Source organism: Erythrobacter sp. K21-9 (genome assembly GCF_055808355.1).
The window spans coordinates 1,111,314-1,133,562 of record NZ_CM147866.1 but is presented as its reverse complement, the minus strand read 5'-3'; the positions used below and the strand labels follow the sequence as shown (position 1 = coordinate 1,133,562).

Sequence of the window (22,249 nt, the reverse complement as noted above, 5' to 3'; positions counted from 1 at the left end):
TTAGCCGGGATTCGACCAGCGCGCGAAGATTGCCGTGGGCAACAGGCGTTGCGGATCGCCCCCTTCCGCCGGCTCCTCGCGCACGGCAAGGTCGCCGTGTTCGATGATGCCGGGCAAAAGGCGCAGCATTTCCTCGAGCAGTCCTGCAAGCGCAATCGAGCTCATCCGCACCGCGTAAACCGTCAGGAACAGGAATGCGCTCTCGTCATCGAGCAGCTTGGCGCAGTCACCGATCAGGTCCGGCAAGCCTTCTTCGATCCGCCACGTTTCGTTCTTTGGCCCGCGCCCGAATTTGGGCGGATCGAGAATGATGCCGTCGTAGCGCCGCTCTCGCCGAACCTCGCGCGCGGCAAACTTCGCCGCATCATCCACCAACCAGCGGATCGGGCAATCCTCCATGCCGGACAAGGCCGCATTCTCACGCGCCTGAGCAACCGATTTCTTCGAAGCATCGACATGCGTCACCTTGCCGTGACGGCTCAGCGCCAGCGTCCCAAGGCCGGTATAGCCGAACATGTTCATCGTCTCGGTATCACCGCGTCCGTCGAGGCGCTCGCGCATCCAATTCCATACCGGGGCCATGTCGGGGAAGAATTGCAGGTGCCGAAAAGGGGTCGGCTGCGCCGTGAACCGGACCTCGTTCCATGCAAGGTCCCACCCCTCTTCGGGTAACTCGCCTTCGAAATGCCAGCGCCCGCCGCCGTCCTCGTCCGATCCGGGGATAAACTCCCCTGCTGCTGGCCATTCGGACAGGCGCGGTTGCCACAGCGCCTGAGGCTCTGGACGGATGAAGGCGTACGGGCCGAAAGCCTCGTATTTGCGGCCTGCCCCGCTATCGAGCAGCCGATATGCGTCCCACCCGGCGCACTCCATCACCACAGGCTGAGGCGCAATTGTCGCCATCAGGCAGAAGCGGCGTTCTGAAGCACGAAATCGCGCACAGCTTCGTAATCGCCGGAGATTTCGGTGAAGTGTTCCTCGCGTCCGAACAGGTCGCCCACGCGCTGCGGCAAGGCCGGACGCACGCCCACTGCACGCTCGACCGCGTCGGGGAATTTCGCCGGATGAGCGGTGGCGAGCGTGACGATCGGCACATCCTTCCCGACCAATCCGCTTTCGCCTGCTTCAATGCTCGCATGCAGGCCGACGCCGGTATGCGGATCAATCACCTGCGCGGTCTCGCGGTATGCCCATGCGAGCGCCCGTGCGGTTTCGTCCTGATCGGTGCGAATGCTCGTGAACAGGGCCGATGCGCCCTGCGCCTGAGCATTCGTCAGCCGCATCGCCTTCGACGCCTCGAATGCGCCCATCTGATCCGCTAACGCCGCTCCATCGCGCCCACCGCAATCGAACAGCAACCGTTCGAAATTGGAGCTGACCTGAATGTCCATCGAAGGGGTGATGGTCGGCGTCACACCTCCGGTACCGAATAATCGCCCTCGGACAGCGCGCGGTGGAGGATGTCGTTCACATTGGTGGCAACGATCAGCCGCTCGATCGGCAGTCCCATCTGCGCTGCGACATAGCCTGCAAACACATCGCCGAAATTCCCGGTGGGCACGCTGTAGGCAACTGTGCGCTCAGGCGCGCCGAGTTGCAGCGCCGAGTAGAAATAATAGACCACCTGCGCCATCAGCCGCGCCCAGTTGATCGAGTTGACCGCGCCCAGCTTGAGCGTGCCGGTAACATCCTCGTCGCGGAACATGCGCTTCACATGCGCCTGCGCGTCATCGAAACTGCCATCGATGGCGAGGTTGTAGACATTCGCCGCGCGCACGGTCGTCATCTGACGCCGCTGCACATCGCTGACCCGGCCTTTCGGGTGCAGCATCACGATCTCGACATTGTCGCGGTTTGCAACTGCATTGATTGCAGCGGAGCCGGTATCGCCGCTGGTCGCGCCGACAATCATCATCTTTTGGCTGCGCCGTGCCAGGAAAGTCTCGAACAGATGGCCGAGCATCTGGAGCGCCACATCCTTGAATGCCAGCGTAGGGCCGTGGAACAGCTCGAGCAGCCAATGCTGTTCGTTGAGCTGGACCAGCGGTGTCACCGCCGCGTGGCCGAAATCGCCGTAGACCGCCGCGCACATCGCATCGAGTTCGTCGTCGGTCAGGCTGCCTTGAACGAACGGCCGCATGATGGTTGCGGCGAGTTCGGGATATGGTTTGCCGCGCAGCGCGCGAATTTCGGCTTCGCTGAAACGCGGCCATTCGCGCGGCAGGTAAAGCCCGCCATCGCTGGCGAGGCCCGCCAGTGTGACGCCTTCGAAATCGAGCGCGGGCGCGCTTCCTCTGGTGGAGATGTATTCCATGAGTTCGCTGCGGTTAGCGGGGTGCGAGGGCGAGAGCAAGCAAGCTCGCCTGCGCGCGCTCCTAGTCCTTCTTTCGCAGGCGTGACCTTACGGCAAAACCGTAGATCAGCAGCGCGGTCAGCGCGAACAGGAACCACTGGCCCGCATAGGCCAGGTGGTTGTTGGGCAGGTCGCTGGGGTCGGGTTTCACGAGCGGACGCAAATCGGCGAGCGGAGGGTCCGCGACCAGGCGCGGGCCAGGCGCGATCACCCCTTTGACCGGTCCCCCGTTCCAAGATGGCGGCTCAATTGCGCGCGAGAAACCTAGGTCAACCAGCGCAGTCCCGCCATCCACCGCGCAGGTGAAGCGCTGCGCCCAGCCTTTCTGGCCATTCGCGGCTGTCCCGGCGACAGTCTCCACGCCGAGCACTTCGGCGCAATCGAGGGTGCTGCGGCGGAACCAGACGCCCTTGCCATCCCCGCTCGTCGGAAAGCGCGCTTCACTGCCTGCGAAGATTGCGGCGTCATATCGCGCCAGCAACTCGGCCTTCTCGTCAGCCCGCCCCAACTGCCAGAACCCGAGCCAAACCATAGTCACCGCAGCAGCGACCACGATGATCGTCGGTATAACGGGAATGCGAGCAGTCATTCGCTTGCCGCCTCTTTCTCGGTCTGCGCTTCATACTGCCGGTAAAGCAGCGCAGTCTTGTATAAGCGCAGCACACCGATCACCGCGGCGATTGTCGCGGGGCCCCAGAACAGCACTTGCAACCAGAACGGCGGCTCGATCGCAATGTCGATCGCAGTTGCAAGGCCGATCAGGAGCGCAGCGATCAGGACCGTTACCAGCCCAGCAAGCCTGCCGCCGCGCTCAAGACCCGTGAAGTCGAGCTGGCAGTTATTGCACTTCAGCGCAACGCGCGCGGGCGCTTCGAACAGCGTGGCTGTGCCGCAACGCGGGCACAAACCAGAAAGGGCAGCCTGGAATAGTCCTGGCTGACACTTCGTGTGTGCCGGACTTTCGCCCGCGCTCATCAGTGTACCGGTGCGCCCCAACCGCCCCAGATATAGATGGCGATGAAGAGGAACAGCCATACCACGTCGACAAAATGCCAATACCACGCCGCCGCTTCGAAACCGAAGTGCTGGCGCGGCGTGAAGTGGCCTTTGTACGCCCGGAACAGGCAGACCGCGAGGAAGATGGTGCCGATGATGACGTGGAACCCGTGGAAGCCCGTCGCCATGTAGAAAGCCGAGCTGTAGGTGTTCTGGCCGAAGTTGAACGGCGCCACGGCATATTCATATGCCTGGATCGCGGAGAACAGCGCGCCAAGCGCGATGGTCGCCCAAAGGCCTTGCTTCAGGCCGTCACGGTCGCCGTGGATCAGAGAGTGGTGCGCCCAGGTCACGGTAGTGCCCGAGCACAGCAGGATCAACGTATTGAGCAGCGGAAGGCTGAAAGGATCAAGCACTTCCATGCCTTCAGGCACGAGAGTGGCCTGCGCCCCTGCGACACCGAAATTGTTGATTGTTTCCTGATCGGCAGTCCCCGCCCCGATAACCTCGAGCGGCGTCGGGAACAGCGCAAAGTCGAAAAAGCTCCAGAACCAGCCTACGAAGAACATGACTTCAGAAGCGATGAACAGGATCATGCCGTAACGCATGTGCAGCTGCACGACGGGCGTGTGATCGCCGCGCTGCGCTTCGACAACGATATTCTTGAACCACATGAAGAAGGTCGCAATCAGTCCGGCGAGGCCAGCCCACATCACGATGCTGCTCGCCATCCCGAACAGGTCAGGGTAGAAGCTCAGCACCATCCCGGAGGTGAAAGTGAGCGCCGAAATCGATCCGACCAGCGGCCAGATATCGGGTTCGAGAATGTGATAATCGTGATTTACGTTGCCAGCCATCGTGTGCGTTCCATCCCTAAAGGATACGTGGTCAATCGGTTTGCGCGTCAGGAGCCCGTGCTTACGGCCTCTTTCGCGCGGTGGAAAGTGTAACTCAGTGTAATCTGTTCGACATCGGCCATGAACTCGTCTTCGAGGATGGCTGGATCGACGTAATACAGCACGGGCATGTTGACTTCCTGCCCCGGCTGCAGCGTCTGCTCGGTGAAGCAGAAACACTGGATCTTGTGGAAATACTTGCCTGCCTGCGCAGGCTCGACATTGAAGGTCGCCGTGCCGGTGATCGCGACGCTGTCATCGTTGCGGGCGATGTAGCTTGCGATGTCGCGCTGGCCAATGCGCACCGTATCGGTCGCCTGTGCCGGGCGGAAGCTCCACGGAACATCGCGCGCGGTTGAAGCGTCGAAGCGGATCGAGATGTCGCGGTTGATCCCCGCGAGCGCGGCCTTGTTCGCATCGGCCTCGCTGGCGACCTGGGTGGTCCCGCCAAAGCCGGTTACGCGGCAGAAAAGGTCGTAGAGCGGCACCGCAGCGTATCCGAGACCGAGCATCGCCAGCGCGCCCAGCAGCGCGAGACCGCCGGTGCGCAGGTTCTTGTTGTCGATCGCGGGATTGGCGGTGCTCATTGACTACCCAGCCTCGCAATCGTGATCAGGTAGAACAGGACGACAAAGAAAATCAGCGTTCCGCCAAGCACAAGGTTGCGCGCCTTCTGGCGACGCTTGGTCTCGGCTTCGTCTTCGGGCGTCATGCGAACATGCCCCCGGAAATCAGCCCGTTCGTTTCAAGCAAGCGGTCTGCGACCAAGGCGCCGAACAGGATGAAGAGATAATAGATGCTGAACTTGAACAGCGTCTTTTCCTCGCTCATCAAGTCTTCTTCGGCGCGCGTGCGCGTTCCCACCGGCATCGCCAGGGCGAGGAACAGCAGCGACAAGGCAACGGCGACCGATCCATAGACCCAGCTTGTCGCTCCAATTGCCCACGGGGCGACGGCAACGGGTGCCAGCAGAACGGTGTAGATGAGGATCTGGCGGCGCGTGGAGCGCTCGCCCGCGACAACCGGCATCATCGGGATGCCGACCTTGGCGTAATCGGACTTCATGAACAGCGCGAGCGCCCAGAAGTGCGGCGGCGTCCACATGAAGATGATCGCGAACAGCAGCACCGGCATCAATGTGATCTCTCCGGTGACCGCAACCCAGCCGATGAACGGCGGAAACGCGCCCGAGCCGCCGCCGATGACGATATTCTGCGGCGTGCGCGGCTTTAGCCACATCGTGTAGACGACTGCGTAATAGACGATGGCAACCGCGAGTGAGGCTGCTGCCAGCCAGCCGATTGCGACGCCCATCAGGCCGACCGACGTCACCGACAGGAAAATACCGAAATCGCGCGCGTCCTCGCGCCGCAGGCGGCCTGCCGGGAGCGGACGGTTGGCGGTGCGCTTCATGCCCTTGTCAAGGTCGACTTCCCACCAGTGATTCAATGCTGCCGATCCGCCAGCGCCCATCGCAATCGCAAGGATGGCGGTGAACCCGAGCACCGGATGAATGCTGCCCGGAGCCGCAAGCAAGCCGCAGATGCCAGTGAAGATCACCAGCGTCATGACGCGCGGCTTGGTCAGCGTGAAGAAATCACGCCAATCGGTACGGCATTACCTGCGGCCTTGCTGTCGGGGTTAAGAGCGTATCCATCTAGTCGTACTGTTTCGGTTTCGAGTTGACGAGAGAGCGCGCCATTGCCAGCGCGCCCTCCCCGTTTCTTATTGTCCATCATCAGAGCAGCATCTGTGCCGCCCGAGGAAGGCTCTGCGGATCAGGCCGTGGCCGGCTTCTCGTCGCGCGGCATATGATCGTGGTAATCGTGGTGGTCCTCGATCACCGGCAGCGTTTCGAACTGGTGGAACGGCGGCGGGCTCGAGAGAGTCCACTCAAGCGTTGTCGCGCCTTCGCCCCACGGATTGTTACCCGCCTTGCGGCCAGCAGTGAACGCATAGGCCAGGTTCGCGAAGAAGATCAGCATCGAAGCTGCCATGATCATGTAGCCATAGGTGCTGATCTCGTTCCAGAAGGCAAACGCTTCGGGATAGTCGGGATAGCGGCGCGGCATTCCATTCATTCCAAGGAAATGCTGCGGGAAGAAGATCACGTTCACGCCGATGAAGAACACCCAGAAGTGCAGGTGCGACAGCAGCTCGGAATGCATCCGACCGCTCATCTTCGGGAACCAGTAGTAGAAGCCAGCAAACAGCGAGAACACCGCACCCATCGACAGCACGTAGTGGAAGTGCGCCACAACGTAATACGTGTCGTGCAGGTTATCATCGATGCCGCCATTGGCGAGCACAACGCCGGTCACACCGCCCACGGTGAACAGGAAGATGAAGCCCATCGCCCAGACCATCGGCGACTTGAATTCGAGGCTGCCGCCCCACATCGTCGCGATCCAACTGAAGATTTTCACGCCAGTTGGGACGGCGATAACCATCGTGGCTGCGGTGAAGTACATCTTCGTGTTCACGTCGAGGCCGACCGTATACATGTGGTGCGCCCACACGATGAAGCCGACGACGCCGATCGCGACCATGGCATAGGCCATGCCGAGATAACCGAACACAGGCTTGCGGCTGAAGGTTGCGACGATCTGCGAGATCATGCCGAAGCCCGGCAGGATCATGATGTAGACCTCCGGGTGGCCGAAGAACCAGAACAGATGCTGGTAAAGAACGGGGTCGCCGCCGCCAGCCGGATCGAAGAACGTCGTGCCGAAATTACGGTCGGTCAAAAGCATGGTGATCGCCGCAGCCAGAACCGGCAACGCGAGCAGCAGCAGGAACGCCGTCACCAGCACCGACCACACAAACAGCGGCATCTTGTGCAGGGTCATGCCCGGCGCGCGCATGTTGAAAATGGTCGTGATGAAGTTGGTCGCACCAAGGATCGAGCCAGCGCCCGCAAGGTGCAATGAGAAGATTGCGAAATCGACCGCAGGACCGACCGAACCGGTGGTCGAAAGCGGTGCGTAAACCGTCCAGCCGACACCAGCGCCCGGACCCGTACCGCCGGGTACGAAGAGCGAGAACAGCAGGCTGAAGAAACCGGCGACCGTCAGCCAGAACGAAACGTTGTTCATCCGCGGGAACGCCATGTCGGGCGCGCCGATCATCAGCGGGACAAACCAGTTGCCGAAACCGCCGATCATGGCCGGCATGACCATGAAGAAGACCATGATCAGGCCGTGCGCTGTGATGAACACGTTCCACATGTGGAGCGCGGTATTGATGTCGCTCGTGCCGCCCATGAACTGAGCCCAGAACTGCAGGTACTGGATGCCCGGCTCGGCGAGCTCCATGCGCATGATGCCGGAAATCGCACCGCCCACGATCCCTGCGATGATCGCGAAGATCAGGTACAGAGTGCCGATATCCTTGTGGTTGGTCGACATGAACCAGCGAGCGAAAAAGCCCGGCTTGTGGTCCGCGTGATCATGCGAGTGATCGCCGCCATGTCCGGCGGTCGGAGCGTCAAAACCTTCTGCAGTGGTTGCCATCGTTCAGTGTCTCTCGGTTCAGTCTTATTCGTCGTTCAATATCGAATCGCGCTCAGGGAGCGGGAATGTCGGCGTCTGCTGCATCGGAATCGGCATCGACTTCAACACCGGTTTCCTGGCCGAGCGGCAGCGCCTCGTCGGTCATTTCCTCTGCGCCGGGCAGCGAGCCGCCCTGTTCAAGCACCCACGCTTCGAATTCTGCCATCGGCAGCGCTTCGACAGCGATGGGCATATAGGCGTGACGCGCACCGCACAGCTCGGAGCACTGGCCATAATAAAGGCCCGGCTCTTCGATGGTCAGCATCTTTTCGTTCAGGCGGCCCGGTACGGCGTCCATCTTGAACCACAACGACGGCACGGCAAAGGCGTGGATCACGTCGGCGGCGGTGGTCTGGATACGCAGCGGCACACCGGCGGGCACGACCATGCGGTTGTCCACAGCCAGCTGGGCCGGCTCGCCATTTGCAATCGCATCAGCGTCAGACAGCATGTTCGAGATGATCTCGACCTCGCCGTGATCGGGATAGGTGTAGCCCCAATACCACTGATAACCGGTCGCCTTGATCGTGATCGCATCTTCGGGCGGGGTTTCATACTGGCGGGCCAGCAGAGTGATCGAAGGCACGGCGATGATTACGAGGATGATGACCGGAACAACAGTCCAGACGACCTCGATCAGCGTGTTGTGCGTTGTCTTCGAAGGGACCGGGTTCGAGCGGCGATTGTACTTCAGGATCACCCACAGCAGCAGGCCAAGCACGAACAGGCTGATCAGCGTGATGACCGGCAGGAGGATGTAATCGTGCATGCCCAGCGCATAGGCACCGTCAGCCGTGTATTGGTCCTGAAACGTCATGCTGGCCCAGATATCGTCATTCGCGCTGGTCGGCATGCCCTTGCCTTCGGTCGGGTCCATCGGCACGTAACCGCCAGTCGCGTCAGGCGCTTCGGTTTCACCCGCAGGCACTTCGAGGGGCTCGGCGCTTACCGGGACATCTGCTCCGACGACTTCCTGTGCGATGGCTGCTTGCGGAGCCATGACCGCCATGACGGCTGCGAGGAGCGCAATTAGCCCCAGTTTCAAACGGGTGTGGATGTGACCCATCATAAGGTGTCCAGATCGCTTTCGATTTTAATCCCATGCTGTCCAATCGAAACCCGCTCCCATTCGAGCGGTTCCGGACAACGCCATTGCTGACACTTCTGTCAGCTTCGCGCGCCTATTAGCGGCGCTTGCCCAGTGCCTCAAGCGCTTCTAGGGAGAAAATTATGCAATGCGCCATGATAGTTGCGCAAGACTGCCTGTTTCAACACCGCAAAAATAGAGTCCCTCTCGCCTATGAACGCCTCTGTAAACCTGCCGCAAACCGAAGAAGAAGTGCTTGCCGAATTCCGCAGCTCGGGCGCGCTGCTGGAAGGGCATTTCAAGCTGTCGTCCGGCAAGCATAGCGGTCATTACCTGCAATGCGCGCGCGTCCTCATGAATCCCGAACGAGCCGGGCGACTCGCGCAGGCCATCGTCGCAGGCATTCCCCCCGAAATTCTCGAGCAGGTCGATGTTGTGGTGTCGCCGGCAATGGGCGGCATCATTATCGGCCACGAAGTCGCCCGCGTTCTTGGCAAAGACGCTCTCTTTCTTGAGCGGCCCGAGGGCACGTTTCATCTGCGACGCGGCTTTGCAATCGACCCCGGTGCAAAGGTGCTCATGGTCGAGGACGTCGTCACAACCGGCCTTTCCAGTCGAGAAGCAATCGCGGCAGTCGCGCGCGAGGGCGGCGAAGTGATCGCGGAATGCGCTCTGATCGATCGCTCTGTCGTGACGGTTGAACTCGGGGTGCCGTTCTACCCTCTCGCCGCGTTCGATTTTCCGACCTATGACGAAGACAGCATCCCTGAAGAACTCGCCCGCGTAGCTATCACGAAGCCGGGAAGCCGAAAGGAATAGGCCGCACGCCATATGAACGCATCGCTCCATCCCAACCCATTGCGCCTCGGCGTGAATATCGATCACGTTGCGACCATCCGTAACGCGCGCGGCGGGGATCATCCCGATCCGGTCCGGGCTGCACAGATCGTGGCGAGCGTCGGCGGCGATGGGATTACGGCGCACCTGCGGGAGGATCGCCGGCATATCCGCGATGAAGACCTCGCGCGAATTCAGGACGCGACCGACCTGCCGCTCAATCTGGAGATGGCGGCGACCCGCGAAATGCTGGACATCGCGCTCAGGCACAAACCGCGCGCGGCGTGCATCGTCCCTGAAAAGCGCGAGGAGCGCACCACCGAAGGCGGGCTCGACGCAGCAGGCCTGCACAACACGTTGGTGCCGATAATCGACGAATTGCGCAGCGCCGACATCCGCGTCTCGCTGTTTATCGAGGCGGATGAGCGCCAGCTGGAAACCGCGCTGCGGCTCGGTGCGCCGGTCGTCGAGTTTCACACCGGCGAATATGCCCATGCGATTCTGGACGGGGACAGCGAGCGGACCGCGCGCGAATTGCGGCGCATCGCCGACATGGCGGCGCTTGCAGCGAAAAACGGGATCGAACCGCACGCGGGCCACGGTCTCACTTTTGAAAACGTCCAGCCAATTGCAGCAATCCCGCAGATCGCCGAGCTCAATATCGGGCATTATCTTGTCGGCGAAGCGGTGTTTGTCGGGCTCGAAAACGCCATCAAACGGATGCGCGATCTGATGGACGATGCGCGCTAGCATGGACACCAGCAAGGCCCCGGAACTCACCTCCGAGCAGAAACGCTGGGCTTTCTTCGGTTCGACCCTGTTCCTGACAGCGGTGGGGTTTCTGGGCTATGCCATCGGAGAGAATGCGATGGTGGTTTTCGCCGCCAGCTGGGTCGTGCTGCAAGTCTTCGGCTTCGTCGGTTCGTTGCGGCTGGCCAAGGGCGATTTTGCGCATCCCTTGTTCAAATCGCAGGTTTTCCTGCATGTGATCGTCCTGATGTTGCTGGCAGCGCTGATAATCAGGAGTGGCGGCTGAGTGCGCTATCCGATGCCCCCTAGCGCCCCCATCCCTCCACCCCGATCCTGCCGGGATATCGTCCGGGCGAAATGGTCGAGGGCGCAGGAGGCTGCGGCATCTGGAGAGAACGCATCATGATCATCGGCCTCGGCTCTGACCTCTGCAATATCGAGCGCATAGGCAATTCGCTTGCCCGCTTCGGAGAACGGTTCGAAAACCGCGTCTTCACCGATATCGAGCGCGCCAAGGCCCGCCGCCGCCCTTTCACCATCGCGGGAACCTACGCCAAGCGTTTCGCCGCGAAGGAGGCGTTCAGCAAGGCGGTGGGCACCGGTTTCAAGCGCGGCGTATTCATGAAGGATATCGGCGTGGTCAACGCGCCATCGGGCGCTCCGACGCTCGCGTTGACCGGCGGGGCTGCAAAGCGGCTTGAAGAAATGATCCCGGCAGGCCATGAGGCTCACATTCACCTTACCCTAACCGACGATCATCCATGGGCGCAGGCATTCGTGATAATCGAAGCCATTCCCAAGTGAGCGTGATCATAAAGCAAAGCCCGTGACCACCAGCAATCCCAACCAGGCGAAAGCCGACCTTGCCTCCTCTACTGCTGCGGAGGAGAATGGCGAAGAGAAGATCAACTGGTTCGCCGAATTGCGCGGACTTGCGATCATGCTGCTCGCGGTTCTGACGTTTCACAGCCTTGTTGCGAAACCTTTCTACATCCCCTCCACCTCGATGATGCCCGGCCTGTGGGTTGGCGACCGGCTGGTCGTCAGCAAATACCCCTATGGCTGGTCCTGGGCATCTGCGAGCTTCCACCTGCTGCCGCGCGGTGAATGGCGGGTGTTCCCCTCCACACCCGAATATGGCGACATAGTCATCCCCGTGCATCCAACGCGAGACGAGGACTATATCAAGCGGGTCGTGGCCTTGCCCGGCGACACGATCGAAGTGCGCGAGGGACGTATTATCCTGAACGGCACACCGATAAAGCGCGAACAGGTGCCCGACGTGCGCATTCCGTTCGAACCGAACCTTATCTGCGAAGGCAGGCCGTGCCTCACCAATTTTGAACCATACCGCGAAACCGGCGAGGACGGTCAGGACTATTTCGAGGTCGAGACCTACCGCGAGACGCTGCCGAATGGCGCGACGTATCTGATTTTCGATCACCGCCGCCAGATCCTCGATAACTTCGATGCCTACACCGTTCCCGAAGGCCACGTGTTCGTAATGGGCGACAACCGCGATGAAAGCGCCGACAGCCGTGCTTCGGCCGAAGCGCGTGGGCTGGGCCAAGGTATTCCATTAGAAAATATCGGCGTACCGGGCGGAGTTCATCACCTTCTCGCTCGACGGATCGACCACCTGGAACCCTGCAAGTTGGTTCAGCAGCCTGCGCGGAGACCGGGCATGGACGACTTTGCGCCCGCCAATTGCCGAAGGGTATGAAACGGAAGAGTAGCTGGCGCGTTTGAACAACATCATGGCCAAGAAATTTCTCTACCTCATTGCGTTCTGTATCGTCCTCTTTCTCGTGGGCCGGATCGGCTATGAGATGTTCAAGGAAGAGCTGGCGGCGTTTGCCCTGGTTCCATCCAGCGAATTTACTCCGACCGAGCCGCTCGAAGTCAACGCCTATCAGGACCCCGGCCTGTGGTATTCACAGCCGGGCATCGGCGTCGATGATCCTGCCCGCTGGCAGCCTGCCTTCGCCGCCGCAGCGGGAGCGGAGTCTGACGCGAATATATCTCGCGATGATGCCGAGCCGCTGCCGAATTTCGCGGTCTTCTTCATTCATTCGACCAGCTATCTGAGCCGCGACAACTGGAACGCGCCGATTGGCGAAGATGCTGATGAAGATGCTGAGCGGATCGCCCGCATTTACGTGCGCGGCATGGCAAGCCCGTTCAACGGTGCGAGTGAAATCTGGGCGCCGCGCTACCGCCAGGCGACCATGGGCGCATTCCTTACAGATGAACCACAAGGTCAGCAGGCGATAGATGCGGCCTACGCCGATGTACTTGAGGCCTATCGTTATTTCGTAAGCTCGCTGGACGAAGACACGCCTATCGTGCTCGCTGGGCACAGCCAGGGATCGCTGCATCTGCTCCGCTTGCTGCGTGAGGAAGTGCAAGGTTCGGGCGCGGCGAACCGCTTGGTCGCGGCCTATGTCATCGGCTGGCCGATATCGGTCGATCACGATCTTCCGGCGATGGGAATCGCAGCCTGCGCCACCCCGGCGCAAACAGGATGCGCGCTCTCATGGTCTAGCTTTGCAGAGCCTGCCGATCCGTCTTCGGTGATGAGGTATTACGCCAATTCCGTGGGTTTCGACGGGGAGGTTCGCGGAGACAGCACAATCCTGTGCACCAACCCGCTGACTGGCACGTTCGGCGGAGCTGCACCCGAAAGCGCCAATCTCGGAACGCTGGTTCCTGATGACAGCATGTCGAGCGGTGAGCTCGTGCCCGGTGCGGTCCCGGCGCGCTGTGACGATCGCGGATTGCTGCTGATCGGCGACCCGCCCGATCTCGGATCCTACGTCCTGCCCGGCAACAATTACCACGTCTATGACATCCCCTTGTTCTGGGCGAACACGCAGGCAGATGTCGAGCGGCGCGTGCGGGCCATGGAAACCGCAAACTGACAGAGGGCGGCTTCATCACCGAGTCCGCTATGGATTTCGCGGAGGCGCTGCCCGATGGCGGCGTGCTGCTCGGCCTTGACCTGGGCACCAAGACGATCGGCACAGCGAGCTGCGATGCGGGGTGGCGCTTTGCGACGAATGGCAAGACGCTGGGACGCGGCAAATGGGGCCGTGACAAGGCTGTGCTTGGACAGCTCATCACGCAGCGCGGTGCAAAGGGCGTGGTACTCGGCCTGCCGCGCAATATGGATGGCAGCGAAGGACCGCGCGCGCAAGCAAGCCGCGCTTTTGCCCGAAACCTCGCCGAAGCGTTCGATCTGCCGGTCCTGCTCTGGGATGAGCGCTGGTCCACCCAAAGCGCAGAGGCTGCGCTCATCGGACAGGACGTCAGCCGCTCCAAGCGGGCCAAAGCCATCGACAGTCACGCAGCCGCCGTGATCCTGCAAGGAGCGATCGACCGGCTCGCTGGCGGCGTGATCTAACCTCAGATCAAGGCGCGGCGGTCTTTCGCAATCGCTGCGAGCATTCGGCTTCCCGAATCCTCGGCCCTGCGCCAGAGCCGATCTCGGCCCGCATTGTCTTTCATCCGGGCTGCGCGGGCCTCGAAGCTGGCAAGCCGCAGTCGCTCGCTCGGGTGCGAGCGGCCAACCCAGTCCGCGTATTCCAGCGCTTCGTCTCCGCCCAGCCCGATGGCGACGCGCAGGAAAGTCTCGGTCGAATTCGGGCTCAGCACCCGGGTCACCTCGCGGCTTTCCAGATCGAAGCCGTACTGATCGTACCAGCACTGCGTCGGATCGACATGCATCACATTGAGCGAAACCGAGAGGCGCTCTGGAGGCAATTGCGAATGTACATCGCGGTGCGCGCGGTAGAGCATCATTTTGCCTTCATTTAGCGCGCTGCGCTCGATGAAACGCAGGGTCGCGGCTTCACCGGCATATCCGCAGATTTCCCCGTAATCGTATTCGAAGTAGTCGCTGCGGTAACCCGGCCCCAGATAGCCGCTCGTCAGGAATGAGAAATTGTGGTCGTGCGGCACGCCGTAAACGAAGGCTGCAGCGCCGCTGTTGCGAAAGCACAAGTCGTGCTCGGCCGGCCAGATATTTGCGCGCAGGAACACGTTTCCGCGCAGCGGGCTGAGGACGATGGCCTGCGGGCCAAAGCCGCTGTCGACCTCGTGCTCGGACCTGCCACACAGCCGGTCGACAAGCAGGTCGGCGAGGAAGCCGCGATTGTTGGTCAGGCGCCGCAGCCACCTTGCCGCCTCCGCCGTACTGCCGGGATCGAGCGGGTCGAAGCTGATTTCTGCAAGGGCTTCGATGCATTCCGGCAGTGAACATTTCTCGCCGGACGGATTGTCGAATACTTGCGGCATCAGGCGGCCTTTCGCATGGCTCGCGCCAGTTCGGCGTTCGCCGCCAGCAGCTGCGTTTCGAGATCCAATGCTGGCGGTGCGAGCGGATCGTCCGCGCGTTCTTTGAGCGTCGTCAGCAGCGCCAGGCCCTGCCGCGCATCCATCGCGAGCGCCTGCCTCACCGCTTCCCAGCGCACATCCGGATCCTCCTGCTGGTCGAGCGCGCGGGACGCCATGACGTCAAGCGCGCGGCCATCCCCCATTTCGCCGAGCACCGCGAGCGCGATCAGGCGCTTGCTGGCGGACTTGTCGCCGCTCGCCGATTGCAAGAGAGCGCCATCGGTCAATCGGTATTCGCAGGACGGGCCAGGCCGCTCCGGAACGCGGGACAATTGCAGCAGCACCATCGAACCGGCGACGTCCGTGATCTGCCGGCTTTCATCAGGCCCCGAAAGCGTGATGCAATCGCCTGCACTCCATCGCCGCTGCTCTGTTTGAACCGGTAGCAAATTGGTTGCCCCTCGCTGCTTGCGATGCAGTGTTCCGGCCGCAGAGCCTGCAACGATGATTTCATGGCTCTGCCGGTCCGCGAACATCGCGGTCCCCGGCCCATTGCCCCCGGGTTTACCACGCTCTTCGTAGGCCAGCAGGCTGAGCGTCGCCCTGCCTACATGCATCAATTGCACGCTCGAAAGGCCCGCAGTGTAGCGATAGCGAAACGGTATCTCGCCAAGCGGCTCATCGTGCAGGGCTTCAAGAAACATGGCTCGCCAGAGATCCGCAAAATCGCTCGCAATAATGTGGTCCGAAAGCAGCGCCCTCAATGACGGGCAATCGGCAACATCCGCGCCTGCGCCATACCGCGTCATATCGCCGCGCACCGCACCGACCTCGGCAATCGATTTCCAGGCCGTAGCCGCGCTGCTCATTCGGGCCTGCGCGCGGCGCTGCGCAGCCGGATCGCTTCGCAGCGCCGCAATGTCGGGATGCACGTGCATCGTACCGCGACCTTGCCGGGTCAGACCATCATCGCCGTGCCGCCGGTATCGTAGATATAGACCATAATGCCGACCACGGAGTCCTCGTAGTTCGCGCTCAGCTGCGTGGCCGAGCCGAACAGGCCTTGCGCCGTTTCGAGCCCCGGCAGCGAGGCAAGATCGATTTTCGGAAGGTTCATTTCAGTTTTCCTCGAATAGGCCCAGCGGCGGAATTGCCGGTGGGCGCATTGGCAAAGGTGCCGAGACGAAGGCGCCGCGAGAAATTAAATGATTGTAATGGGGCATCTTGGCTTCCAAGGATCGCCCGCATGGCTACTTCCCTTCCCCGGTTCGATCCCAGCGAAGCGTCGAAATTCTTCTTCCGGCACGGCCACACCGGCTGGCTCGGGATGAAATACCGCGCCCATGCGGACAATTGGGTCGAGCTTGAATTGCCGTGGCGAGAGGACCTGCTCGGCGATCCTGATCGCGCCGTTCTCGCCTCGGGCCCGATCATCAGCCTGATGGATATGGCCAGCGGGATGTCCATCTGGCAGACGAAAGGCTCGTTCGCGCCCATCGCGACGCTCGATCTGAGGGTCGATTACCAGCGCCCGGCGCGCGAGCGCAGCGCGGTCTGGGGCCGGGTCGAATGCTACCGCACCACGCGCTCAGCCGCATTCGTGCGCGGCATCGCCCATGACGGCGATCACAGCGATCCGGTCGCCCATGTCGCGGGCGTTTTCATGACGATCGGCAAAGATCCGCGCGAGGGCAAGGTGCCTTCATCTGGCGCAGCAGGAAGCGAAGCGGGGACCGGCGATGATTGATCTCGGCCTGCCCGCCTATGCGCGCGCTCTCGGCATCCGGATCAGCAGCTACGACGACGGCGTGCCCGTCCTGACAGTCGATTTCGGACCTTCGGTCGAGGGGCGACCGCAGCACTATCATGGCGGAGCGACGGCCGGGCTGCTGGAAAATGCGGGCTATGCCGCGCTGCGCGCCCGGTTGGTTGAGGAAGGCCGCGAGGCACAGCTCAAGCCGGTCAATATCACCGTGCAATATCTGTCCGCGGGCCAATCGCAGCCGAGCTTTGCCAAGGGGAGGATCACCCGGCTTGGCAGACGCAACGCCAATATCGCGGTCGAGGCGTGGCAGGATGACCCGGACCGCCCGATTGCGACGGCGATACTCAACATCCTGATGGCCTGAAACGGGCGGGCTAAGCCTTATCTTTCGCGCTCGACCGGCTCCACCGCCAGCCCGTTATCGTCGAGCCTGAAATCGAGCGGCACACCCTCGACCTCGGCGCTGATCGTGATGCCATCCTCGTCGAAAGTGATGCGCGATCCGTTCTCATCCAGCAGGATCGTCGCACCTTCCTCGATATCGAAGGGCTGGATCGGGCCTTCAGGATCGGGAGCCGCGCTCGGCTGGGGAGCAGGCAGTGACAGCGCGCTGCGCATGAAGTCTTTCCAGATGCGCGCAGGCAATCCGCCGCCCGTCACTCCGTCGAGCGGTGAATTGTCGTCATTGCCGACCCACACGCCGACCACGAGGTCTCCCGCATATCCGACGAACAGCGCGTCGCGGTTGTTCTGGGTCGTCCCGGTCTTGCCGTAATTGGCAATCGGCAGCGTTGCAGCGCGGCCCGTGCCGCGATTGATCACCGCCCGCAGCATCTGTTCAAGGTCGCCGTGAGCGCGACTCGAAACATTGTCCTCCGGCGTCAAAAGCCAGTCCCACCAGCTTTCCTCCGCCTTCGGGAAGGCATGCGCGCGAACAGGGAAGGAATTGGCCGCGACCCCCGCGTAAGCGGATGTCAGCTCAAGCAGCGTCATAGTCGAGGTGCCCAGCGCCAGGCTTGGATCGCCTTCGGGCATGGGTGATTTCACGCCAAGCGAGCGCGCGGTGCGGATAACCTGCTCGCTCCCGACTTCGTTGAACAGCCGAACAGCTGCGACATTGCTCGAGGTCGCCAGCGCATCTTCGAGGGTGATCGTGGAGGAATAATTATCACGCGAGTTCCTCGGGCGATAGCTGCCCGTCTCTATTGGCGTGTTGGGGATCGTGTCTTCGGGTTCCCACCCTGCCTCCAGCGCGGCGAGATAGACGAACAGCTTGAATGTCGAACCCGGCTGCCGCTCTGCCTGCGTGGCTCTATTGAATGGCGACGCGGCATAGTCCTTGCCGCCGACCATCGCCACCACCTCGCCAGTGGGCCGCATGGCCACGAGAGCCACTTGCGCATCGCCAAGCGCCGCGCGATTGGTTACCCGGCTGGCGAGCGCCTGAAGCCCTGCATCCAGCGTCGTCGTGAAGGTCTGGCGCGAATAGCTCGCCTCCACCCCCTCTCGCGCAATAGGCAGTGCCCAGTCTGCGAAATACGTGCCGGTAGGCAGGTCGTCGCGGGTGCGCACGTCGAGCTTTGGTGCGGGCAAGGCAGCCGCCTCGGCCTCTGTCAGGTAACCTTCGGCGACCATGGCGCCGACGACGAGGTCCATCCGCCGTTTCGCCCGATCATAATGCCTGGTCGGGTTGTAGCGCGAAGGAGCCTGCAAGAGCCCGGCAAGCATGGCCGCCTGCTGCGGCAGGAGGTTTTCCGGCTTGCGGTAAAAGTAGTGCAGCGAGGCCGCGCGCAGGCCGTATTGGTTGTCGCCGAAATAGGCGTTGGACAGGTACCGCTCGAGGATCTCGTCTTTCGTCAGCCAGCTTTCGAGCCAGAACGCGATCAGCGCCTCGCGCGCCTTGCGGGTGAGTGTCTGTTCGGGCGTGAGGAAAGTGAACTTGGCGAGCTGCTGCGTGATCGTGCTGCCCCCGCCCCGCCCGGTCCAGACCGCCCGCGCGATGCCGCGCGGGTCCACGCCCCAATGCGAATAGAACCGCCGGTCTTCGATAGCGAGAAACGCCTCGATTACGTGCGGTGGCAATTTATCGACCTCCACCGGCGCATCCACCATCGCCCCGCTGCGAGCAATCGGCGTTCCGTCACTAGCCAGCAAAGTGACCTGCGGCGCGGCAATGGGCTCAAGCGATTTGGACAGCGGCGCGGTAATCGCCAGCCACGCGGCGAGCGCGAAAAAGACGAGGATCGCTGCAACGAATACGCGCACCGCCCACCAGCGCTTGCGGCGGCCGCGATACTTGGCGGGGCGCCACCACGGGAGCCTCTTGCGCCGCTCACGCTCTACATCGGTATCGAGCGATGAAAGCTTCCGATCCCACTTGTCGTAATCGGGCACAAAGCGCGGCGCAGGGGAAGCGGCGAAATCGTCATCGCCGGTATAGGCACGCTGCGATTCGTAAAGCGGGAAGAATCCCGCTTCGCTGTCGCGCAAGTTGTCCTGCCGGGACCGTTTCCGGAATCGCGAGAATACTCCCATGACGACTGTATTAGCAGGCTATTACACCTGCGGGCAAGTGCCTTGGTTCAGCTGCCCTGCGCTGCGCTTTCCGGCAGGTCCTCGTTGAACACGCGCTGGTAATATTCGCTCACCAAAGTCCGCTCTGCCTCATCGCATTTGTTGAGGAAGGAGAGGCGGAATGCGAAGCCGACCGAATTGAAAATCGCCGCGTTTTGCGCCCAGGTGATGACCGTGCGCGGACTCATGACGGTCGAGATATCGCCGTTCATGAAACCTTGCCGGGTGAGCTCAGCCACCTTCACCATGTCCGCGATGAGCGCATCGTCGGCCTCCGGCGTCTTCGACTTGACGATTTGCTGCTCGGTTTCGGCGGGCAGGTAATTGAGCGCCACCACGATGTTCCAGCGGTCCATTTGCGCCTGGTTGATCGCCTGCGCGCCGTGATAAAGACCGCTGGTATCGCCAAGACCGACCGTATTGGTGGTCGCGAACAGGCGGAAATACGGGTTCGGCGTGATCACGCGGTTCTGATCGAGGAGCGTCAGGCGGCCATCGAATTCGAGGATGCGCTGGATCACGAACATCACGTCCGGTCGGCCCGCATCATATTCGTCAAAGGTCAGCGCAACCGGGTGTTGAAGCGCCCAGGGCAGGATGCCTTCCTTGAACTCGGTGACCTGCAATCCGTCCTTGAGCACGATGGCATCGCGCCCAACGAGGTCGATACGGCTGATATGCGCATCGAGGTTCACGCGGATGCTCGGCCAGTTGAGGCGCGCGGCGATCTGTTCGATATGGGTCGATTTACCCGTACCGTGATAGCCCTGCACCATGACCCTGCGATTGTGGGCAAAGCCTGCAAGTATGGCGAGCGTGGTGTCGGCATCGAAAACGTAGCTTTCGTCAAGCTCGGGCACGTGTTCGTCATTTTCGCTGAACGCCGGAACCTGCCAGTCGATATCGATGCCGAATGTGTCGCGCACATCGACCGTCGTGTCGGGTTTCGAAGGGATGGCGCTCGTGCCGGCGAATTCTTCTGAGGAATGTGAGTTCATTGCGCGCCCCGGTTAGAGTGCAAGAGGCCGCGCTGCAAGACAGCTGGACCTGCTAAATTTGCAAGTCGGGCCGTTTTTGCAGCGTTATTCGCCGGGTACGCGGATGAAACGCAAATGTCCGCGCTTGATCCAGACGCGCGCGCCGTTGCCACCAGCCGAGAAATACGCCGTCTTTCCCGCCGGCCAGCGAATCCAGTCATGCTGGCTATAAGTCTCGCCCGAATGGTCGAGTGATCCTGACAGCACCAGCAATTCAAATCCGTTTCTTTCCTCTAATGTGGCCTCGCAGCCGGCGGTCCAGTCCTCGAGTGCGACCTGCTCGTAGCTTCGGTCTGCCAGGTCAGCTCTGCGAACGCCGGGACGAGCCGGGTCGGAGCTAGTCTTGAGGTTTGCGAGGTTGACCGACATCTGTTCCTGATCGTCCGGTTCGAATTGCCACAGCTTCACGAAAATCGTGCAGCCGGCTTCCGAGCGCGGCATGTGGCGCGTGCCGACCGGGTTGCGGACATAGGTTCCCGCTGGATAGTCGCCCAGCTCGTCTTGAAATACGCCTTCGAGCACGATGAATTCCTCGCCGCCGGAATGTGTGTGCTCCGAAAAGGCGCTGCCTTCCGTATAGCGGACAAGCGAGGTCGCGCGGGCCACTTCGCCTCCGATCCGGTCGAGCATCCGGCGTTCGACCCCCGCCATCGGTGAGGGCTGCCATGCAAGCGCTTTCGTGTGGACGAGAACAGGCTCATCGAAATCGGCATTGATCTGCATCACCGTGAAATGGCCCGTGCCTGCGTAAGATTAAAGAGGCCTGCGGCTCGAAAAATCCGATTGGTGTGATTACATTGTCGAAATGCCCGATCCAATCGAAACCCTGCGAATGAGGCTTGTCGAGCAGGTGCGCGGCGTCTTCAACGACACTTCCCAGGGCCAGAAACCGGTTCCGCCATCGGACGAAGCTCTGTTCGAACGCAACACGCCGATCCGCATGGTGCACGCCGATCTTGTCGGGATGATGACCGGCGGCATACGCGGATTGATGTTGCAGATGCTCCATCCGCATGCGCTTCAGGGCGCGCTCGACCACTCGAATTTTCGCGAGGACATGCATGGCCGCCTGCGCCGCACGGCGAAATTCATCGCGGTCACGACATTCGGTCACCGCGACGAAGCGATGAAGGCGATCGACCGGGTGAACCGCATTCATGCGAAGGTGGGCGGCACGTTGCCCGATGGGACGCCCTATATCGCCAACAATCCGCGCACGCTCGCATGGGTCCACGTGGTCGAAGCGCAAAGCTTTCTTGCCGGATACGTGCGGCACGTTCGCCCGGACATGTCTTATGCCGACCGCGATGAATATTACCGCCAGTTCGCCGTGATCGCCCGCGCGCTGGGCGCCGATCCGGTGCCCGAAACGCAGAACGAGGCCGACGCAATTTTTCGCGAGCTCCGCAGCGACCTTCGCGCCTCGCCCGAGGCCCGCGAAGTTGCCCAGCTGGTGCTGAACCAGCGCCCGAAGGGTGCTCCGCCTGCGCTTCAGACGATGATCGGTGCGGAGGCCGTTGCCATGCTGCCAGATTGGGCGCGCGGTATGCTGCGGCTCAAACGTCCCGCCATCACCGCCCTCCCTGCGCGCGCAGCGACATGGGGCATGGGGCGGACCCTGCGCTGGGCATTCCGGCAGAATTGACGGCAAATCGCCGCATTCCTGCATTAGCTTTGCGACAGAAGCTTGAGGGAGGATCAGCGATGTATGTTGCCTGTGCGGTGTTGTCAGTGCCGGAAGAGAACCGCGATAAATATCACGAAGCTGCTGAATTCATGGCAAACTGGTCGATGGATCACGGCGCGCTCGAGGTCATGGAGGCTTGGGAGGCCGATGTACCGGATGGAGAAAGCACCGATTACCGCAAGGCTGTCAATGCCCCCGAGGGTGAGAAAATCGTCACCGGCTGGGTGATCTGGCCGAACAAGCAGGTTTTCGAAAAAGCCAATGAGGCCTTGATGAGAGGTGAAGGATTTGAAAATCATAATGGCGACGACATGCCGTTTGACGGCTCTCGCTTGATTTTTGGTGCCTTCGAACCGATCCTGACCAAAGGGCGTTGAGGAA

At 61.6% G+C, this 22,249-nt stretch carries 25 protein-coding genes and 2 pseudogenes; 11 read left to right on the top strand and 16 right to left on the bottom strand.

Annotated elements, in window-relative coordinates:
• The 10 genes and pseudogenes from AC0L39_RS05730 to coxB form a co-directional block, all read right to left on the bottom strand.
• Complete coding sequence (locus tag AC0L39_RS05730) at positions 1-903, bottom strand: class I SAM-dependent methyltransferase (protein WP_473261469.1); 903 nt, start codon at positions 901-903, stop codon at positions 1-3.
• Positions 903-2,314 (bottom strand): annotated as a pseudogene (thrC, locus tag AC0L39_RS05725) (threonine synthase). The gene AC0L39_RS05730 and the pseudogene thrC overlap by 1 nt, the downstream one beginning before the upstream one ends.
• 61 nt (positions 2,315-2,375) lie before the next feature.
• Positions 2,376-2,942, bottom strand: a complete 567-nt coding sequence (locus tag AC0L39_RS05720) for an SURF1 family cytochrome oxidase biogenesis protein (protein WP_473261467.1) — start codon at positions 2,940-2,942, stop codon at positions 2,376-2,378.
• The gene (locus AC0L39_RS05715) at positions 2,939-3,259 is read right to left on the bottom strand and encodes a DUF983 domain-containing protein (protein WP_473261465.1); all 321 of its coding nucleotides are present in this window, start codon (positions 3,257-3,259) and stop codon (positions 2,939-2,941) included. Before AC0L39_RS05715 ends, AC0L39_RS05720 begins: the two co-directional genes overlap by 4 nt.
• 68 nt (positions 3,260-3,327) lie before the next feature.
• Positions 3,328-4,206, bottom strand: a complete 879-nt coding sequence (locus AC0L39_RS05710; protein WP_473261464.1) for a cytochrome c oxidase subunit 3 — start codon at positions 4,204-4,206, stop codon at positions 3,328-3,330.
• Positions 4,207-4,253: 47 nt separating this feature from the next.
• The gene (locus tag AC0L39_RS05705) at positions 4,254-4,832 is read right to left on the bottom strand and encodes a cytochrome c oxidase assembly protein (RefSeq protein ID WP_473261463.1); all 579 of its coding nucleotides are present in this window, start codon (positions 4,830-4,832) and stop codon (positions 4,254-4,256) included.
• Entirely contained in the window at positions 4,829-4,957 is a 129-nt protein-coding gene (locus AC0L39_RS05700) for a hypothetical protein (protein ID WP_473261461.1), read from the bottom strand. Before AC0L39_RS05700 ends, AC0L39_RS05705 begins: the two co-directional genes overlap by 4 nt.
• Positions 4,954-5,814: a heme o synthase gene (locus AC0L39_RS05695; protein ID WP_473261459.1), complete on the bottom strand. Its 861-nt coding sequence runs from the start codon at positions 5,812-5,814 to the stop codon at positions 4,954-4,956. The genes AC0L39_RS05700 and AC0L39_RS05695 overlap by 4 nt, the downstream gene beginning before the upstream one ends.
• Before the next feature lie 209 nt (positions 5,815-6,023).
• Complete coding sequence (ctaD, locus tag AC0L39_RS05690; protein ID WP_473261458.1) at positions 6,024-7,757, bottom strand: cytochrome c oxidase subunit I; 1,734 nt, start codon at positions 7,755-7,757, stop codon at positions 6,024-6,026.
• 52 nt (positions 7,758-7,809) lie between these two features.
• On the bottom strand, positions 7,810-8,862 hold the full coding sequence (gene coxB, locus AC0L39_RS05685; protein ID WP_473262294.1) for a cytochrome c oxidase subunit II: 1,053 nt from the start codon (positions 8,860-8,862) through the stop codon (positions 7,810-7,812).
• Between the two features lie 234 nt (positions 8,863-9,096).
• On the opposite strand from coxB, the gene pyrE reads away from it, so the two are divergent.
• The 7 genes and pseudogenes from pyrE (at position 9,097) to ruvX (ending at position 13,873) form a co-directional block, all read left to right on the top strand.
• Positions 9,097-9,702 (top strand): orotate phosphoribosyltransferase, encoded by a 606-nt coding sequence (pyrE, locus tag AC0L39_RS05680; protein WP_473261456.1) that lies wholly within the window; start codon positions 9,097-9,099, stop codon positions 9,700-9,702.
• A gap of 12 nt (positions 9,703-9,714) precedes the next feature.
• Entirely contained in the window at positions 9,715-10,470 is a 756-nt protein-coding gene (locus AC0L39_RS05675) for a pyridoxine 5'-phosphate synthase (protein WP_473261454.1), read from the top strand.
• A 1-nt stretch (position 10,471) separates the two neighbouring features.
• Positions 10,472-10,756: a pyridoxal phosphate biosynthetic protein gene (locus tag AC0L39_RS05670; RefSeq protein WP_473261452.1), complete on the top strand. Its 285-nt coding sequence runs from the start codon at positions 10,472-10,474 to the stop codon at positions 10,754-10,756.
• 116 nt (positions 10,757-10,872) lie between these two features.
• Positions 10,873-11,274: a holo-ACP synthase gene (acpS, locus tag AC0L39_RS05665; RefSeq protein ID WP_473261450.1), complete on the top strand. Its 402-nt coding sequence runs from the start codon at positions 10,873-10,875 to the stop codon at positions 11,272-11,274.
• A gap of 100 nt (positions 11,275-11,374) precedes the next feature.
• Positions 11,375-12,206 (top strand): annotated as a pseudogene (gene lepB / locus AC0L39_RS05660) (signal peptidase I).
• A 21-nt stretch (positions 12,207-12,227) separates the two neighbouring features.
• On the top strand, positions 12,228-13,391 hold the full coding sequence (locus tag AC0L39_RS05655; RefSeq protein ID WP_473261448.1) for a DUF3089 domain-containing protein: 1,164 nt from the start codon (positions 12,228-12,230) through the stop codon (positions 13,389-13,391).
• Between the two features lie 29 nt (positions 13,392-13,420).
• Positions 13,421-13,873, top strand: a complete 453-nt coding sequence (gene ruvX, locus AC0L39_RS05650; protein ID WP_473261446.1) for a Holliday junction resolvase RuvX — start codon at positions 13,421-13,423, stop codon at positions 13,871-13,873.
• A 2-nt stretch (positions 13,874-13,875) separates the two neighbouring features.
• Here ruvX and AC0L39_RS05645 read toward each other — a convergent pair whose 3' ends face one another.
• Genes AC0L39_RS05645 through AC0L39_RS05635 form a run of 3 tightly spaced genes read right to left on the bottom strand, consistent with a single transcriptional unit; the run spans position 13,876 to position 15,922 of the window.
• Positions 13,876-14,766, bottom strand: coding sequence for a transposase (locus AC0L39_RS05645; protein WP_473261445.1), 891 nt, complete (start codon positions 14,764-14,766; stop codon positions 13,876-13,878).
• Complete coding sequence (locus tag AC0L39_RS05640) at positions 14,766-15,743, bottom strand: HEAT repeat domain-containing protein (RefSeq protein ID WP_473261443.1); 978 nt, start codon at positions 15,741-15,743, stop codon at positions 14,766-14,768. The genes AC0L39_RS05645 and AC0L39_RS05640 overlap by 1 nt, the downstream gene beginning before the upstream one ends.
• Before the next feature lie 20 nt (positions 15,744-15,763).
• The gene (locus AC0L39_RS05635; RefSeq protein ID WP_473261442.1) at positions 15,764-15,922 is read right to left on the bottom strand and encodes a hypothetical protein; all 159 of its coding nucleotides are present in this window, start codon (positions 15,920-15,922) and stop codon (positions 15,764-15,766) included.
• 129 nt (positions 15,923-16,051) lie between these two features.
• On the opposite strand from AC0L39_RS05635, the gene AC0L39_RS05630 reads away from it, so the two are divergent.
• Positions 16,052-16,552: a PaaI family thioesterase gene (locus AC0L39_RS05630; RefSeq protein ID WP_473261440.1), complete on the top strand. Its 501-nt coding sequence runs from the start codon at positions 16,052-16,054 to the stop codon at positions 16,550-16,552.
• A complete protein-coding gene (locus AC0L39_RS05625) occupies positions 16,545-16,934 on the top strand; it encodes a PaaI family thioesterase (protein ID WP_473261439.1) in 390 nt (129 codons plus the stop codon). Before AC0L39_RS05630 ends, AC0L39_RS05625 begins: the two co-directional genes overlap by 8 nt.
• Positions 16,935-16,951: 17 nt before the next feature.
• Here the strand turns inward: AC0L39_RS05625 and AC0L39_RS05620 are convergent, their stop codons facing one another.
• The 3 genes from AC0L39_RS05620 to AC0L39_RS05610 form a co-directional block, all read right to left on the bottom strand.
• Positions 16,952-19,105: a transglycosylase domain-containing protein gene (locus tag AC0L39_RS05620; protein WP_473261437.1), complete on the bottom strand. Its 2,154-nt coding sequence runs from the start codon at positions 19,103-19,105 to the stop codon at positions 16,952-16,954.
• A gap of 47 nt (positions 19,106-19,152) precedes the next feature.
• Positions 19,153-20,142, bottom strand: coding sequence for a cobaltochelatase subunit CobS (gene cobS / locus AC0L39_RS05615; protein WP_473261435.1), 990 nt, complete (start codon positions 20,140-20,142; stop codon positions 19,153-19,155).
• Between the two features lie 84 nt (positions 20,143-20,226).
• Positions 20,227-20,904, bottom strand: a complete 678-nt coding sequence (locus tag AC0L39_RS05610) for a cupin domain-containing protein (protein ID WP_473262292.1) — start codon at positions 20,902-20,904, stop codon at positions 20,227-20,229.
• A 109-nt stretch (positions 20,905-21,013) separates the two neighbouring features.
• On the opposite strand from AC0L39_RS05610, the gene AC0L39_RS05605 reads away from it, so the two are divergent.
• A complete protein-coding gene (locus AC0L39_RS05605) occupies positions 21,014-21,826 on the top strand; it encodes an oxygenase MpaB family protein (protein ID WP_473261433.1) in 813 nt (270 codons plus the stop codon).
• Positions 21,823-22,245, top strand: a complete 423-nt coding sequence (locus AC0L39_RS05600; protein WP_473261431.1) for a DUF1428 domain-containing protein — start codon at positions 21,823-21,825, stop codon at positions 22,243-22,245. The genes AC0L39_RS05605 and AC0L39_RS05600 overlap by 4 nt, the downstream gene beginning before the upstream one ends.
• The last annotated feature ends 4 nt before the right edge of the window (positions 22,246-22,249 follow it).

Coding starts and splice junctions, on each gene's coding strand:
- AC0L39_RS05730 (WP_473261469.1), bottom strand. CDS start 903: ATGGCGACAATTGCGCCTCAGCCTGTGGTGATGGAGTGCGCCGGGTGG.
- AC0L39_RS05720 (WP_473261467.1), bottom strand. CDS start 2,942: ATGACTGCTCGCATTCCCGTTATACCGACGATCATCGTGGTCGCTGCT.
- AC0L39_RS05710 (WP_473261464.1), bottom strand. CDS start 4,206: ATGGCTGGCAACGTAAATCACGATTATCACATTCTCGAACCCGATATC.
- AC0L39_RS05705 (WP_473261463.1), bottom strand. CDS start 4,832: ATGAGCACCGCCAATCCCGCGATCGACAACAAGAACCTGCGCACCGGC.
- AC0L39_RS05700 (WP_473261461.1), bottom strand. CDS start 4,957: ATGACGCCCGAAGACGAAGCCGAGACCAAGCGTCGCCAGAAGGCGCGC.
- AC0L39_RS05695 (WP_473261459.1), bottom strand. CDS start 5,814: ATGACGCTGGTGATCTTCACTGGCATCTGCGGCTTGCTTGCGGCTCCG.
- ctaD (WP_473261458.1), bottom strand. CDS start 7,757: ATGGCAACCACTGCAGAAGGTTTTGACGCTCCGACCGCCGGACATGGC.
- coxB (WP_473262294.1), bottom strand. CDS start 8,862: ATGGGTCACATCCACACCCGTTTGAAACTGGGGCTAATTGCGCTCCTC.
- pyrE (WP_473261456.1), top strand. CDS start 9,097: ATGAACGCCTCTGTAAACCTGCCGCAAACCGAAGAAGAAGTGCTTGCC.
- AC0L39_RS05675 (WP_473261454.1), top strand. CDS start 9,715: ATGAACGCATCGCTCCATCCCAACCCATTGCGCCTCGGCGTGAATATC.
- AC0L39_RS05670 (WP_473261452.1), top strand. CDS start 10,472: ATGGACACCAGCAAGGCCCCGGAACTCACCTCCGAGCAGAAACGCTGG.
- acpS (WP_473261450.1), top strand. CDS start 10,873: ATGATCATCGGCCTCGGCTCTGACCTCTGCAATATCGAGCGCATAGGC.
- AC0L39_RS05655 (WP_473261448.1), top strand. CDS start 12,228: ATGGCCAAGAAATTTCTCTACCTCATTGCGTTCTGTATCGTCCTCTTT.
- ruvX (WP_473261446.1), top strand. CDS start 13,421: ATGGATTTCGCGGAGGCGCTGCCCGATGGCGGCGTGCTGCTCGGCCTT.
- AC0L39_RS05645 (WP_473261445.1), bottom strand. CDS start 14,766: ATGCCGCAAGTATTCGACAATCCGTCCGGCGAGAAATGTTCACTGCCG.
- AC0L39_RS05640 (WP_473261443.1), bottom strand. CDS start 15,743: ATGCACGTGCATCCCGACATTGCGGCGCTGCGAAGCGATCCGGCTGCG.
- AC0L39_RS05635 (WP_473261442.1), bottom strand. CDS start 15,922: ATGAACCTTCCGAAAATCGATCTTGCCTCGCTGCCGGGGCTCGAAACG.
- AC0L39_RS05630 (WP_473261440.1), top strand. CDS start 16,052: ATGGCTACTTCCCTTCCCCGGTTCGATCCCAGCGAAGCGTCGAAATTC.
- AC0L39_RS05625 (WP_473261439.1), top strand. CDS start 16,545: ATGATTGATCTCGGCCTGCCCGCCTATGCGCGCGCTCTCGGCATCCGG.
- AC0L39_RS05620 (WP_473261437.1), bottom strand. CDS start 19,105: ATGGGAGTATTCTCGCGATTCCGGAAACGGTCCCGGCAGGACAACTTG.
- cobS (WP_473261435.1), bottom strand. CDS start 20,142: ATGAACTCACATTCCTCAGAAGAATTCGCCGGCACGAGCGCCATCCCT.
- AC0L39_RS05610 (WP_473262292.1), bottom strand. CDS start 20,904: ATGCAGATCAATGCCGATTTCGATGAGCCTGTTCTCGTCCACACGAAA.
- AC0L39_RS05605 (WP_473261433.1), top strand. CDS start 21,014: ATGAGGCTTGTCGAGCAGGTGCGCGGCGTCTTCAACGACACTTCCCAG.